Annotated in this window: 14 protein-coding genes; 11 read left to right on the top strand and 3 right to left on the bottom strand. The window is 51.4% G+C overall.

The annotated features are described in order from the left end of the window. Positions 1-1,224, bottom strand: a 1,224-nt coding sequence (locus tag DZC51_RS05945; RefSeq protein WP_157294461.1) for an N-acetylmuramoyl-L-alanine amidase, incomplete at its 3' end; no start/stop codon positions are given. A 321-nt stretch (positions 1,225-1,545) separates the two neighbouring features. On the opposite strand from DZC51_RS05945, the gene DZC51_RS05940 reads away from it, so the two are divergent. Together DZC51_RS05940 and DZC51_RS05935 are read left to right on the top strand one after the other, a co-directional pair. Continuing rightward, the gene (locus DZC51_RS05940) at positions 1,546-1,692 is read left to right on the top strand and encodes a hypothetical protein (protein ID WP_157294460.1); all 147 of its coding nucleotides are present in this window, start codon (positions 1,546-1,548) and stop codon (positions 1,690-1,692) included. 180 nt (positions 1,693-1,872) lie between these two features. Next, complete coding sequence (locus DZC51_RS05935) at positions 1,873-2,100, top strand: hypothetical protein (RefSeq protein WP_157294459.1); 228 nt, start codon at positions 1,873-1,875, stop codon at positions 2,098-2,100. A 105-nt stretch (positions 2,101-2,205) separates the two neighbouring features. On the opposite strand, the gene DZC51_RS05930 is transcribed toward DZC51_RS05935, so the two are convergent. Then, a complete protein-coding gene (locus DZC51_RS05930) occupies positions 2,206-2,865 on the bottom strand; it encodes a GntR family transcriptional regulator (RefSeq protein WP_157294458.1) in 660 nt (219 codons plus the stop codon). 298 nt (positions 2,866-3,163) lie between these two features. Between DZC51_RS05930 and DZC51_RS05925 the strand changes: the two genes are divergently transcribed. From DZC51_RS05925 to DZC51_RS05895, 7 genes are all read left to right on the top strand, one after another. Further along, positions 3,164-4,351 (top strand): CaiB/BaiF CoA transferase family protein, encoded by a 1,188-nt coding sequence (locus DZC51_RS05925; RefSeq protein WP_232524069.1) that lies wholly within the window; start codon positions 3,164-3,166, stop codon positions 4,349-4,351. An 87-nt stretch (positions 4,352-4,438) separates the two neighbouring features. Continuing rightward, a complete protein-coding gene (locus DZC51_RS05920) occupies positions 4,439-4,702 on the top strand; it encodes a hypothetical protein (protein ID WP_157294456.1) in 264 nt (87 codons plus the stop codon). Further along, positions 4,699-6,213 (top strand): sodium:solute symporter family protein, encoded by a 1,515-nt coding sequence (locus tag DZC51_RS05915; RefSeq protein ID WP_157294455.1) that lies wholly within the window; start codon positions 4,699-4,701, stop codon positions 6,211-6,213. Before DZC51_RS05920 ends, DZC51_RS05915 begins: the two co-directional genes overlap by 4 nt. Before the next feature lie 12 nt (positions 6,214-6,225). Beyond that, entirely contained in the window at positions 6,226-7,473 is a 1,248-nt protein-coding gene (locus DZC51_RS05910) for an MFS transporter (RefSeq protein WP_157294454.1), read from the top strand. Continuing rightward, positions 7,463-8,089: a flavin reductase family protein gene (locus DZC51_RS05905; protein WP_157294453.1), complete on the top strand. Its 627-nt coding sequence runs from the start codon at positions 7,463-7,465 to the stop codon at positions 8,087-8,089. Before DZC51_RS05910 ends, DZC51_RS05905 begins: the two co-directional genes overlap by 11 nt. Next, a complete protein-coding gene (locus DZC51_RS05900) occupies positions 8,076-8,978 on the top strand; it encodes a hydroxymethylglutaryl-CoA lyase (protein ID WP_157294452.1) in 903 nt (300 codons plus the stop codon). The genes DZC51_RS05905 and DZC51_RS05900 overlap by 14 nt, the downstream gene beginning before the upstream one ends. A 619-nt stretch (positions 8,979-9,597) precedes the next feature. Beyond that, positions 9,598-10,905 (top strand): Nramp family divalent metal transporter, encoded by a 1,308-nt coding sequence (locus DZC51_RS05895; RefSeq protein ID WP_157294451.1) that lies wholly within the window; start codon positions 9,598-9,600, stop codon positions 10,903-10,905. A 52-nt stretch (positions 10,906-10,957) separates the two neighbouring features. Here DZC51_RS05895 and DZC51_RS05890 read toward each other — a convergent pair whose 3' ends face one another. Then, positions 10,958-11,749 (bottom strand): IclR family transcriptional regulator domain-containing protein, encoded by a 792-nt coding sequence (locus tag DZC51_RS05890; protein WP_157294450.1) that lies wholly within the window; start codon positions 11,747-11,749, stop codon positions 10,958-10,960. A 210-nt stretch (positions 11,750-11,959) separates the two neighbouring features. On the opposite strand from DZC51_RS05890, the gene DZC51_RS05885 reads away from it, so the two are divergent. Together DZC51_RS05885 and DZC51_RS05880 are read left to right on the top strand one after the other, a co-directional pair. Then, on the top strand, positions 11,960-12,739 hold the full coding sequence (locus DZC51_RS05885; protein ID WP_157294449.1) for a dioxygenase family protein: 780 nt from the start codon (positions 11,960-11,962) through the stop codon (positions 12,737-12,739). Positions 12,740-12,848: 109 nt separating this feature from the next. Continuing rightward, positions 12,849-13,688: an alpha/beta fold hydrolase gene (locus DZC51_RS05880; RefSeq protein WP_157294448.1), complete on the top strand. Its 840-nt coding sequence runs from the start codon at positions 12,849-12,851 to the stop codon at positions 13,686-13,688. Positions 13,689-13,698: the final 10 nt, after the last annotated feature.

Raw genomic sequence — 13,698 nt, 5'->3', positions numbered from 1 at the left:
GATCATGCCGCCGGACGTTGCCGGTTTTTCGGTTTTTTCAGGTTCAGCCGGCTTGGAAGGCTTGGCCGGCTTGCTTGAGCCGTTGAGCAGGGTCGCCATCTTCTGCTGGGAAGAAGGCCCGAAATAACCGTCCGGAGTGAGTCCGTACTTTTTCTGGAAAGCGATTGCCGCCGTGCGGGAACTGTATCCGAAGCTTCCGTCAATCGCCATCTTGAAGCCGACCGTGTTCATGTCGCGCTGCCAGTCTTTTACGGCCGATCCGGTTGCGCCGAGAGACAGCGTCTTGCCGTAAATCATTCCGTTGGACGGGGTGGAAGGGGCCGAAGCAATTTGCTTCAGATAATCTCCGCTGACATACGCAGTTGTCCCGTTGAAGCTGAATCGGTACCAGCCATTGGATGTTACACCGGTGACCTGGATCTTGTCGCCTTTGTTGAGTTTGCCGAGCGAGCGGTACTGTGTCGTGTTGCCCGTCCTGACGTTCAGGTTATCCGCTGTTGATTCGAACGTACCGTTCAACTGCTGGACATTGATCCCTGAAGCGTGCTCAGCACCCCCGCTTCCGATCGAAGGGGCCGAAGCGTTTTCTTTGAGCGGCAGATCCAATGCCTGGGCAATGCCGAGTGTAATGGCGGAAGCCATGTCATTCATGAAGTTGTTGTTCCGGAGATGTGCTGCATCTGTCGGATTATCAACAAACAGGATCTCAAGAAGAATGGAAGTCATACCGGATTCCCGAAGAACATGGAAGTTGGCACTTTTCTTTCCGCGGTTATTCAGCCCATATCGGTTCAGTACCTTTTGGACTTCTTTGTTGATTTCATTTTGGACTTCACGATCTTTTGCCGTTGCGTTTCCGGAGTGGATATAATCTTCATATCCGGAACCGCCAGAGGAGTTATGGTGGACAGACACAAGCAAGTCCGCGCCCCAGTTATTGGCGAAGTCGGTTCTCTCATTGAGGGAAAGGTAAATGTCCGAGTCCCTTGTCATTCTTGTGTTCACGACGTAAGAGGCGTTGAGTTTCTGGTTGATCATCAGGGACAGCTTCAGGTTCAGATTCTTTTCCAGAAGCCCATTTCCGAGAGCTCCTGAGTCATGACCGCCATGGCCCGGATCAACGACAACCTTGGCGGGTGATTCAGCCAGAACCGCGAATGGAGCAGATAGGGAAAGGGCAACGGTGACGGCGAGAATCTTCTTGGACAGTTTGTTTTTTTTCATTTCATCCACCTTATGTATAGATTTTGGAGACAGCGATATTGACAACGAGTTTTCCTTGCCGCGGAATATGCCGAATGACCGGGAATGATCTGCGATAAGGATTCCGGAATATTATAGCATAAATTTATTTCATAAAAATTAGTCTTATAGTATGAATCATCCAAAATGGGGAAGATTCTGTCTGCCTGAAGTGGAGGGCGATTAGGTGAAATACCCCTAAGCCGGTTGAAAAGATCGAAAAAAGTGGACGTCAAACATGGTTTATATTCTAAAGGGGTGGGAATATGTAGATACAGTTCCACAATGGGGGTAACGCGAATATTGGAGAATACTGTTGAATACCAGATGTTTTCGTATGAGCTTTTGCGATTATATATAGATTTGGAAGAGTGCCGGGACGAAGAAATGCAGCTGAAGATTGCAGAAGATATCGACCTGCTCGAGCGCGCAATCAGTGCCTTACAATGATCGTTTTATGACGGTCTTTTTTTTATGGTGCTGTGAACATATAATCAATAGATTTTGTATATGGATAGCCATTTAAACTAGTCACTAATGACTCAACTCATTATGTTTGGGCAATCTGAATGGAAGCCGTGCGAACTCCGCATAATAAAGCCAAAATGACAAAATGGAGGCGAGCAGCCCATGACCAAAACGCACCCGGTCTGTGTTGAATGCGGAAAAGAGTTTGATCCCGGCCATTCTTCCGAACCTGATCGATGCGCTGACTGCATCACACCGGATGAAGTGGCAAACCCGACAGGCGGACCTAGTACTTATGTAGAAGATCCTCACGACACCCAGCCGTCCGATCCGTATGATCCAAATCCTGATGATCTGGAACCGAAGGATTTTGAGGAGGACGTGGAGTAGAAGGGTGGCTTCGTGAAAAAACGCTGGATTAGTAGGAAGCTGCGAGTAAATGAATACTAGACAAGTCATCCCGCCTCAATTAATTGGAGGCGGGATTTTTTGGGGTTATTCATCTTGGAGGATGTTTTGCTGTTGGAGAGCATGAATCACATCATCCCGTCCCTGGTAGATGTGTTCCTGCATGGCCACACGTGCACGGTCGCTTTCTCTGTTGCGGAGGGCTTGCAGGATGGTTTCATGTACTTGGAGTGAGCGCAGGAGCTGTCTCTCGTCGTACCAGTAGAAGGAACGGAAGATGATCGGCACAACGACCACCCGTTCAATAAGAGCCTTTAAATGATCGTTTCGGGCGGCCGCCAGGATCTCGGTATGGAATTGCTGGTTGATTTGCTGGATGTACTGAATGGTCTCAATGTCTTCACGGTCAACCGACTCTATGGCTTGGCGGTAAGCCTTGTTCTTGGCGGTAATCCGTTCAATGTCTTCATCAGTCCGCATGATTGCAGCTTCTCCGGTTGCGTATCCTTCCAGGAGCGCACGGACGTTGTAGATTTGGCGGATGTCTTCTATTGAGAAGGACTTTACGACATATCCGCGTTTTTTGTAGGGCGTGATCAGCCCGTCGACTTCCAGTTGCTTGATTGCTTCACGGATCGGGGTTCGGCTCACCTGCAGTTCTTCGGCCAGCGCTTTTTCGGTAAGTCGTGTTCCCGGTTTATACTGGCCGACGATGATGGCGTTTTTCATGTACTTGTATGGATTCATGGCGGTTCCTTTCTATGGAGGTATCTTGGGAAAGTCTTCTCACTAGTTTAGCTGAATTCCAACATAAAGGAAATAAGACCTAAAAGCCGATCTTGTTCGTTACTGTATACAATATTTATGATTATGAGATAAATTTATTTAGTTTTAGGAATTTTATTGACTGATTGTATACCGTGTGATATTTTTTGATAAATTAAATTTATCTGAATGGGGGGATGGCGTTTTGGTTCACTTTCAAGAAAAGCCGCAAGAAGCGGATTCCGCACAGGAAGGAAGTTCGACTGCAGAGGAGCAGAAGCTGCCGCTCGAAGGAATCCGCGTTCTTGAACTCGGTACTTTGCTGGCCGGGCCATTTACAGGGCGTTTGCTCGGGGATTTTGGAGCTGAAGTGATCAAGATCGAGGCTCCGGACGTTTCTGATCCGCTGAGGAATTGGGGCAAGGCAAAGGATGGCGTCGGCCTCTGGTGGCCAATCCAATCCAGAAATAAAAAGTCGATTACACTGAATCTTCGGACGCCTGAAGGGCAGGAGATTTTGAAAGAGCTTGTGGCGGAGTCCGATATCCTGATCGAGAACTTCCGTCCGGGGACATTTGAGAAATGGGGACTTTCCTACGAAACGCTTTCCGAGATCAACCCGAAGCTGATCATGACCCGGACATCGGGTTTTGGACAGACCGGGCCGTACCACAAAAAAGCCGGTTTCGGCAGTGTCGGGGAAGCGATGGGCGGGATCCGTTATGTAACCGGCTTTGAAGACCGGGCGCCTTCCCGGATCGGGATTTCCATCGGCGATACGCTGGCGGCACTGTTCGCCACAATCGGAACCCTCGTCGCCCTTCAGGAGCGCCATCAGTCGGGCAAGGGGCAAGTGGTCGATACGGCCATCTATGAGTCGGTCTTTGCCGTTATGGAGAGCCTCATTCCTGACTATCTGCTGGCAGGCTATATCCGAGAGCGGATGGGGAACGTCCTGCCGGGAGTGGCCCCGTCCAACATCTACTTCACCAAAGACAAAACCTATGTCGTCATCGGGGCGAATGCGGACGGAGTCTTTAGGCGTCTGTGTGAGGCGATGGGACAGCCGGAGCTGGCGGAAGACAAGCGATATGCGACCCACTTGGCTCGAGGTGAAAACCAGAAGCAGTTGGACGCCCTGATCGAGGAATGGACGAAGAGCCTGGAAGCCAAAGAGATCCTGGCGCTTCTTGAAGAGCATGGTGTACCGTCCGGGCTGATTTATTCCGCGAAGGATATCGTGGAAGATCCGCATTACGCGGCTCGGGAGATGATCATCAAGACCGATCATCCGACCTTGGGCGAGTTCCCGATGCCCGGTGTCGTGCCGAAACTGAGCCGCACGCCAGGTGGAGTGAAGCATGTCGGGGCCGAGTCCGTCGGCAAAGACAATCTGGCCGTCTACGGAAAACTACTGGAGTATGACGAGGAGAAACTGGATGAACTAAAACAAAAGAATATTATCTGATTGCGCAAAAGGTCGATCTTCAGCCAGATCCGCACCACGAATTCAGACCGAAGGGCACAGGGGAAAATTTCTATAAGGGGAGAGACTATGAATTCCAAACCTATCAAAGAGCCGATCCGGAAGAAATGGATCTGGATCGGGCTGGTGCTGATCGTTCTGGCAAATGTTCCGTGGTATTTTCCGGAGGGGGACATCTATCCTTTGGTGTTCGGATTGCCATACTGGGCATTGATCATCCTGGTTGCATCACTGGTCTTAAGCGGTTATCTGTACTGGGTCACGCTGACGCAGTGGAACCTTGTTGAAGATGAAGAAGAGCAGGAGCAGCGGGAAGGGGGAGCGGCAGAATGACAGAACTCAAGTTTGCGGGCTTGGACGGAGTCATCATCCTCATTGCCTATGCGGTCATCATGCTTGCCATCGGATGGTTTGCCGGACGCTCCGATAAAACGGTCAACAACAGCCTCAGCAACTACTATCTGGCCGGCCGAAACCTTGGATTTGTTGCGTTGTTCTTCACCCTATATGCCACGCAGTACAGCGGTAACACGATTGTCGGCTATGCCCCGTCGGCTTACCGGACCGGGCTGACCTGGTTGCAGTCGATTTCCTTCATGACCATCATCATCGGGATCTATCTCCTCTTTGCGCCGAGGATGTATGTACTGGGCAAGAAGCATAATTTCATCACGCCTTCCGACTGGCTGAGCCATCGGTTTAAGTCTAAGCGGGTTACAATCCTGGCGATTTTCCTCATGCTGTGGGGGCTGGGCAACTACCTACTGGAACAGCTGGTCGCAATCGGCCATGCGGTCACCAGCCTGACAGGCGGAACGATTCCCTACCAGGTGGCGGTTGTCGGGTTCATCCTTGTCATGCTGGCCTATGAGTGGATGGGCGGCATGCGTGCTGTCGCCTTTACCGACGTCATGCAGGGGCTTGTCCTCATGGTCGGGATTGTCATCTTCCTGATTGGTGCCATTTATCTGGCGGGGGGCAAGATTGGAACGATTACTCAAAGCATTGCCGACGTCGATCCGGGTCTTGTCGGTGTGCCGGATCTGACCACATCGATTAACTGGTTCAGTATGTTGCTTCTGGTCGGGTTTGGAGCGGCAATCTATCCGCATGCGGTCCAGAGGATTTTCGCTTCGAAGAGCGAGCGGACACTGAAGAAGTCGTTTGCCCGCATGGCCTGGATGCCGCCGATCACGACCGGTCTCGTCCTGTTCATCGGTTTGATCGGGATCGTCGTTATTCCTGGCCTGGATACAGCAGGATCTGAACAGCTGGTCGGACTTCTGGCAAACGAAATCGCCGGAATCAACGGGTTCTTCTACTGGATCATGATCATTTTCTTCGGCGCCATTGTCGCGGCGATCATTTCCACTGCGGACTCTGTCCTGCTCAGCTTCTCTTCAATCGTCTCGAATGATTTGTATGGAAAATACATTAATCCCGATGCGCCGGAAAAGAAAAAGCTGATGGCCGGCAAAATCGCAGGCGTTGTTGTCATCGCTTTGCTTCTCTGGATTGCCTGGAATCCTCCGGGCACCCTGTATGAAATCTTTGTTCTCAAGTTTGAATTGCTCGTCCAGGTCTTCCCGGCATTTGTGCTCGGCATCTATTGGAAGAAGATGTCCGCGAAGCCGGTGTTCTGGGGGATGCTTCTTGGCGCGATCGTCGCCGGGCTCATGACTTGGACAGGCCATAAAACAGTCATGGGTATCCATGGCGGGGTCATCGGGCTGGCGCTGAACTTCCTGGTCGCGGTTGTCGGTTCCATCCTCGTTCCTTCAGCAGAAGAGGACGATGAGGAAGTGGCGGCGCCGGCACTCACGAGGATGCCGACCCAGAACTAAGGAGATGAAGGGATGGGATCCCATTCTATTGTTTTAAGGCAATCGTGGACGATGTTGCTGTGGTTGCTGATTGTGCAGATATTAGTGGCATTTGCGGGGCGTAGTATTGCGCCCCTCAGTATTTTGATCGGCTATGACCTGAATCTCACAAATTCCCAGATCGGCATGCTGACGGCTGCTCTATTTCTGGGGCAGGCGCTGATCGCGATCCCGTCCGGCTATCTGTCAGACATCATTTCTTCCAGGCGGATGCTGATTCTTGTGGCAACCTGTGTAACCGGCGCGTTTGTCGCCATGTCGCTGTTGCCCTATTTCGGTTTTGTATTGCTGTGTATTACCGTGGCTGGTCTCGGATACGGATCGATGCACCCGACGGCGAACAAGGGGATTTTCTTCTGGTTTCCGGAGAAGCGGGGAATCGCGATGGGAATTAAGCAGATGGGGGTTACATTCGGCTCGGCGCTCGCAGCGATTATCCTGCTGCCGTTGGGTGAGGCATATGGATGGAAAGCCTCGATTCTGACGTCAGCCGCCTTGCTGATCACCGGCGGATTGCTGGCTTCCTGTTTTTATAAGGATCCTGCGGGCATCAGCGAAATACCTGCAAAGGACCGTGGGTGGAAGAATCTTTTTTCCGGCTTGTCGGATGTCGCCAAAAACCGTCCGCTTGTCCTGATCAGCCTTGCAGCAATGGGATTGACCGGGATTCAGATGACCTTCAATACGTATCTGGTCATTTATAGTCATGAGTTTATCGGGATCAGTTTGACCGCTGCTGCCGGTTTGCTGGTCATTTCAGAGGTGGCCGGTTCACTTGGCCGGATCGGGTGGGGCATCATTAGTGACACCCTGTTCCAGTCCAGGAGAATCATTGTCCTGATTCTGGTGACGCTCATTTCGGCGGTTTTGATTACCCTGATTAGCATGTTGCCTGCGGGAACACCTTATTATGTGTTGGCCGCTATAGCCGCAGTGCTAGGCTTTTGTATTGCCGGCTATAACGGAATTTGGATGAACAGCGCCACAGAGGTGGTACCAAAAGAACGGGTCGGATTGTCGACTGGCTTTACGCTGACCATCGGGTCTTGTGGTGTCCTCTTTGTTCCGCCCCTGTTCGGAATGATGGTTGATGTAAGCCATTCTTTCCAGTACGCCTGGTGGTTCCTGCTGGCGTTGCTGATGTTGGTGCTGATTTCACTGAAACTGGCATCAGGAATTGAAAAACAACGAAGACCTAAGGAGGCAGCCCATGCAGATTGATTTGCGAACACTCAATACAAAAGACGCCTATAAACTGATGACAGGTGCTGTTGTGCCGAGACCCATCGCCTGGGTATCGACCATCGATACGGATGGGAACCGGAACCTGGCCCCATTCAGCTTTTTCACGGTCGCATCAAGGAAACCGCCGATGCTCTGTATTTCAATCGGACCGGGAGTTGGGGAGAGAACAGGGACGGTGAAGGATACGCTCCAGAATATCCGGGACACGTCCAAGTATGTGATCAATATTCTCCGCGCCGATCTTGGAGAGGCGATGCATGAGACATCACTGAACCATGCCGCCGAAGTGGATGAATTCGAAACGGCGGGGCTGACCGGTGTGCTTGATACGGTAACCGGAGTGCCCAGGGTCGGTGAAGCTCCGATTTCATTCGAGCTTGAGCTGGATCAAATCCTCGAACTGGGGACCGATCATCTGATTTTGGGGAAAGTCGTGAATTATCATATCCAGGAAGAGTACTACGTGGAGCCTTACAAAGTGGACCTGGATCGGCTGAACCCACTTGGGAGACTAGCGGGCGGATACGCTGAACTTAAGGAGTTTTATAAACTGCCGAAAGTGAAGGGAGACGTGGCAAATGCCGGATCTTGACGTGGTATTGACGGATGTGACGGGAAGGGACGGGTTCCAGATGGAAAAGGAATGGATTCCGACCGACAGGAAAGCAGAAGTCCTGAATGCAATCCTGGCCTCCGGAGTCAAGCGTCTGGAAGCGACCTCATTTGTTTCACCGAAGGCGGTTCCTCAACTAAAGGATGCCAAGGAAGTACTGGCTCGCATTGACCGCCGGGATGCGGAAATCATCGTCCTGGTTCCCAACCTGAAAGGGGCGGAGCTGGCGCATGAAGCCGGAGCGGACAAGATCAACTTTGTTTTGTCGATCAGCGAGACGCATAACCAGAAAAATGTGCGCAGGACGGTTGAAGAATCCTTGTCTCAGTTAAAAGAAATCACGGAAGTCTTTTCTCCTGACCGCATCATCCTGAGCTTGGGGACGACATTCGGCTGTCCGTTTGAAGGGCTGTACCCGGTGGACAAAGTTCAGGCGGTCATTGGGAAAGTCGCCGATATGGGTCTGTCTCAGATCACGCTCTGCGACACGACGGGCATGGCCAATCCAAAACAGGTGGCGGAATTTGTCCGGACACTTTCCGCCCGTTACCCGGAACAGCGCTTTGCTCTTCACCTTCATAATACGCGGGGCATGGGCCTCGCTAACCTGGTGGCTGGTTATCAGGAAGGCATCCGGTACTTTGATGCCGCGCTCGGGGGGATAGGCGGCTGCCCGTTTGCCCCGGGAGCGAGCGGGAATGTCGCGATGGATGATGTTGCCCACATGCTTGAATTGATGGACGTGAGGACGGGCATCAATCTGGAGAGATTGATCGGAACTTCCAAACGGATGCAGGAAATCCTCGGATATGAGCTGCCAGGGCAGGTCATGAAGGCAGGAACGGCAAAGACGTTGCATCCGGTTTGAGAACGTGGAATTTAACCTTGCCCATATGGCTTGGTGCAAATTTACAGGCCAAGATAAAAACTCCTCGAAGATTCTTCGTGTTTTATGACACGGAGCGGATTCTGGGAGTTTTTTAAGATTACATAGCCGCGCATATTCTTATTGCACCACCTCCCACAACCGCTCCGCCGACTTGGATGTAGGGGCGGCGTCGATTTCATCAGGACCGGCTTCACCTGGAATTCGATTTGCGGGAGTTTGAAAATCTTCAGGGTATACCGGAACCATGCGAAACTGCCGAAAAACACGATCGCCATCCAGGCGGAGAATGTGTTCTGAAAGAAGAGACGACGCATCAAGGTGCGATATAGAAAAAATGACTTAGTCTGAAGATGTCCAGTCATTATCATAAGATTGCACGGTGTGCCAATGCATGCCGTGCTTTTTATATTTTTTATCACAAAATATAGCTGTCATATAACTGGTGAAAAGGTCGCTAAACCGTATTGCCATCGGATTGGAAATGATAATCAATTTTCAAAAAAGTATTGTTATCGAACAGGTTGTCTGATATATTGAAAATTATTATAAAACGTAAAACGTACATAAGTACGTAATGCGTACAAAAGAGGGGTGCATCATGAAAACGCATACAGATAATAAAGTCGCTGCCACTACTGTGGGAGATACTTCTCATCTTTTGTCACCGCCGTCAACGGTTGGTGAAAAGCTCAAGCAAGTGGGACCGGGGATCGTGGTTGCGGCTACAGGGGTAGGAACTGCAGACCTGATCACATCCATCGTCATCGGTACACAGTTCGGGATGACGTTCCTTTGGGCCATCGTCGTCGGATCCATTCTGAAATATTTCCTAAACGAGGGTGTCGGAAGATGGCACCTCGCTTCTGAACGCACAATGGTACAAGGGTGGCAACAGCTCGGCAAATGGGCAACCGGCTACTTCGGTGTTTACTCGATCATCTGGGGGTTCGTCTATGGTGCCACTGCGGCCTCGACCGCCGCGATGGCCACTCATGCAATGTTCCCAGGGATCATGCCGCTCTGGGCATGGGCTGCACTTCATGCGATTGCCGGATTCCTTCTGATCTGGTTCAGTAAGTATCATTTGTTTGAGAAAGTCATGACTGTGCTGATCGGCGTCATGTTTGTCACGATTATCGGGACAGCGCTGCTGTTCTTGCCGAGCTTCGGTGACTTCATGGGCGGTTTTGTTCCGCGCACGCCTGACGGTTCCTTCATGCTCATGATGGGTCTGATCGGCGGTGTCGGCGGCACCATCACGATGGCGTCCTATGGGTACTGGCTTGCGGAGAAAAACTGGTCGGGTCCCAAGTGGGTGTCGACGATGCGCCTTGATATCAAGATTGCCTATATCCTGACGGGGGTTTTCACTGCTGCCGGCCTGATCATCGGTTCACAGTTTTTGTTCGGAACCGGCGTCAACCTGCGCGGTGACCAAGGACTGATTGAACTGGCGGCACTGCTCGGCCAGGAATTCGGAATCTGGATGAAATGGGTCTTCCTGATTGCGTTCTGGTCCGCGGCATTTTCTTCTTTGCTCGGTGTCTGGAACGGGGTTCCGTATCTGTTCGCGGACTTTGTTCAGACCATCCGCGAGAAAAAGGATGCACCCCGTAAAGTCGTGCAATCCACCGACAAGGCTTACCGTTTCTATCTGTTCTGGCTGACGTTTCCTCCGATGCTGCTGTACTTCTTCGGCAAGCCGGTAGAACTTGTCATCATCTACGGTGCTCTCGGTTCACTGTTCATGCCATTCCTGGCGATTTCGTTGATGATCCTGCTTAATTCCAAGAAAATCGACCAGCCGCTGCGTAACAAAGCGGTCCCGAACTTTGTACTGACTGCTTGTGTGATCATGTTTGTGTATCTGGGAGCTTCTGAGTTGGTAGGTATCTTTACAAAATAAAAAAAAACGGTGATGCGGATGCGCATCATCGTTTTTTGCGTAGTGATATTTATTAGATCGCCTGTCCGGAAGAGGCGATGGCTGTGCTGATGTCCTGCGCCGTTTCCCGCAGCAATTCCAGATAAGAGCCTCTCAGCTCTTCCCTGCCGACGCGCCCCGCATGCGCGGAGCAGTTGATGGCGGCGATGACTTTCCCGTTTACCCGGATCGGGACGGCGATGGATCGCAGACCTTCTTCCAGTTGCTGATCCACTCCGGCCCATCCGCGTTTCCTGACTTCCTGGAGTTCGGCTTTCAGGGATTCCGTGTCCGTTATGGTATTTGAGGTGAAGCCTTCAAGCGGAATGTTTTCCAGAAGTTTCTCCAGTTTTTCTTCAGGCTGGCTGGCCAGAAGGATATGGCCCATGGAGGTGGCATATGCCGGGAGGCGGGATCCGACGTCCAGGTTGATCCGCATGATCCGCTTGGCCTGGACACGGGCCACATAAACGATTTCGTCCCCATCCAGGACAGAGATGGAACAGGACTCGCCGGATTTATCCGTGAATTCCCTCATGAACGGCTGGGCGAGGGACCAGATGTTTTTTGAGGCCAGATAGGCATAGCCGAGGGTGAGAGTACGGGCAGTAAGCGAGTAGATACCGTTTACCGACTCCGCGAAGCCGAGTGCCTCCAGGGTCAGAAAGATCCGTCGCACGGCAGGCCGTGATAGGTTTGTCGCAGCCGCAGCCTGGCTCACCGTGAGCTGCGGTGTCTCTGCAGAAAAAGCTTGTATGACCATCAGCCCACGCTCAAGGGACTGAATAAAGTCCTTGCTTTCTCTGAAATTTTTAGAATCTTGCATTGACAAAGTCATGACCCCTTTCTATAATGAAAACAAGTTGTACGGAAAACGTATTCTTGTACGCAAATCGTACAACAAGTCATTTCTTTTTTCAACCACATTTTTTTGTAAACGCTTTATGCAAGCGCTTTTAATGGTTGATCATCCTGTTGGTGGAATAACTGTCAGAACCATAAGTCTAAAATGCTGATTTAAAAGGAGAGATTGAAAATGGCAAACACAACTGAAACTGCAGTCAACAACCGTGTCGTCGAGGTGTACGATCTGTTCGTCAAGCACATGCAAGAATTTCTGGCGGAAGCCAACCTGAACCACGAAGAGTACACAAACTTCGTCAACTGGGCGGACCGCCTCGGACGCTCCGGTGAGATTCCACTTTACCTGGATGTTTTCGTTGAAACATATGTTCTGGAAGCAAAGTACAAAGACCTTCCTGGCACGGAGCCTTCCCTCCTTGGACCTTACTGGACAGAAGGTTCGCCGCTCGTTGAAGGCAAGCCTGCGAAGATCAACATGCGCGATGACGAGCCGGGCGAAAAGCTCCGCTTCAAGGGGAATGTCTCCGATGTAAACGGCAAGAAATTGGCCAACACGAAGGTTGAGTGGTGGCAGGATGATGCAAGCGGTTACTATTCCAACTTTGACTCGGACGCTCCGGACTTCAACCTCCGCAGTCATTTCTACACAGATGAAAACGGCGACTTCGAAGTTGAATCCATCCTGCCGATTCCTTATTCGATCCCGACTGACGGGCCGACAGGGGAGTTCACACGTGCGGCAGGCTACCATTCCTTCCGTCCGGCGCACATCCACATGAAGTTCGAGCACGAAGGCTATGAAACGCTCATTACGCAAGTCTTCTTCGAAGGCGACGAGTGGCTCGAGACAGATGTCGCACGTGGCGTCCGCCAATCCCTCATGACGAGGCTTGAGGATAAAGGCGACTACAAAGAAGCCGAGCTCAATTTCGTACTCCGCTTCGACAACTAATCAAAACAGGAAAGGGGACATTCAGACGGATGCCCTCTTTCTTTTAGTCTCGATGGTACGCTTTGCGATATAGTGTACAATATACGTACAATGGAGAAGGGGTGAAGGAATGGAATTTTATCAGGTCAATGTAAACGGAAATGCAATCCAGGTGGCGGACCACCCGGGGGGAAAAGGGACCATCATCGCGATTCACGGCCTCACGGGCAATCACCGGAACCTTCATTACTTTATAGAACGGTTCAAGGGTGACTACCGGATTGTTGCGGTCGACCTCAGAGGACGAGGGAACTCCTCAGCTCTGGATCTAGACCCGTCTATTTTCAAGCATGCGGAAGACATCATCGCGCTGATCAAAGAACTGGAGATTGAAAATCCGATTCTCATGGGTTATTCGATGGGAGCGTTTATCTCGGCAATTGTAGCAAGCCGCCTGGATTCTGTGAAAGGCGTCATTCTGCTGGACGGCGCCGCGGAAATGTCCGACCACCAGCGGGGCATCGTGGAACCGTCCCTCGGCAGAATCAGCAAGGAATACGAGTCGCAGGAAGCATACGTGGCAGAAATCCAAAGAATCTACGGAAACCTCGGCATCACCTGGTCTGACGAGATTGCCAAGACAGCCGCCTACGAGGTCGGCGAGAAGGACGGACACTGGGAGAACAAGTCGGATGAGACAGGCATCCGTGCTGATTTCGACAGTTTCTACACATTTGATCCGGTGGAAATCGGTTCTAAAATTAGCTGCCCGGTGCTGCTTGTCTACGCATCCGGAGCCATCGGCCAGATGCCGCCGCTGTTCCTGGAAGAGCATTACGACAAAACAAAGGCGTCCATCGGCAACCTGGACGTGACCGAGACCGATGCCAACCATTACACGCTCGTGTTTGAAGACCGTCCGGAAGTGAATGCAGCGATTGGGGAATTTCTAAAGAAAATAGAATCTTAATCTGATAGGG

This window comes from Bhargavaea sp. CC-171006 (assembly GCF_009761675.1).
GTDB classification, from domain to species: Bacteria; Bacillota; Bacilli; order Bacillales_A; family Planococcaceae; genus Bhargavaea; species Bhargavaea changchunensis.
The sequence above is the reverse complement of the archived record's forward strand: the minus strand, read 5'-3'. Positions and strand labels throughout refer to the sequence as shown.

Excerpts from the sequence above, each read along its gene's own strand:
- DZC51_RS05915 (WP_157294455.1), top strand. The coding sequence starts at position 4,699 with ATGACAGAACTCAAGTTTGCGGGCTTGGACGGAGTCATCATCCTCATT.
- DZC51_RS05900 (WP_157294452.1), top strand. The coding sequence starts at position 8,076 with ATGCCGGATCTTGACGTGGTATTGACGGATGTGACGGGAAGGGACGGG.
- DZC51_RS05895 (WP_157294451.1), top strand. The coding sequence starts at position 9,598 with ATGAAAACGCATACAGATAATAAAGTCGCTGCCACTACTGTGGGAGAT.
- DZC51_RS05910 (WP_157294454.1), top strand. The coding sequence starts at position 6,226 with ATGGGATCCCATTCTATTGTTTTAAGGCAATCGTGGACGATGTTGCTG.
- DZC51_RS05890 (WP_157294450.1), bottom strand. The coding sequence starts at position 11,749 with ATGCAAGATTCTAAAAATTTCAGAGAAAGCAAGGACTTTATTCAGTCC.
- DZC51_RS05905 (WP_157294453.1), top strand. The coding sequence starts at position 7,463 with ATGCAGATTGATTTGCGAACACTCAATACAAAAGACGCCTATAAACTG.
- DZC51_RS05935 (WP_157294459.1), top strand. The coding sequence starts at position 1,873 with ATGACCAAAACGCACCCGGTCTGTGTTGAATGCGGAAAAGAGTTTGAT.
- DZC51_RS05920 (WP_157294456.1), top strand. The coding sequence starts at position 4,439 with ATGAATTCCAAACCTATCAAAGAGCCGATCCGGAAGAAATGGATCTGG.
- DZC51_RS05930 (WP_157294458.1), bottom strand. The coding sequence starts at position 2,865 with ATGAATCCATACAAGTACATGAAAAACGCCATCATCGTCGGCCAGTAT.
- DZC51_RS05880 (WP_157294448.1), top strand. The coding sequence starts at position 12,849 with ATGGAATTTTATCAGGTCAATGTAAACGGAAATGCAATCCAGGTGGCG.
- DZC51_RS05885 (WP_157294449.1), top strand. The coding sequence starts at position 11,960 with ATGGCAAACACAACTGAAACTGCAGTCAACAACCGTGTCGTCGAGGTG.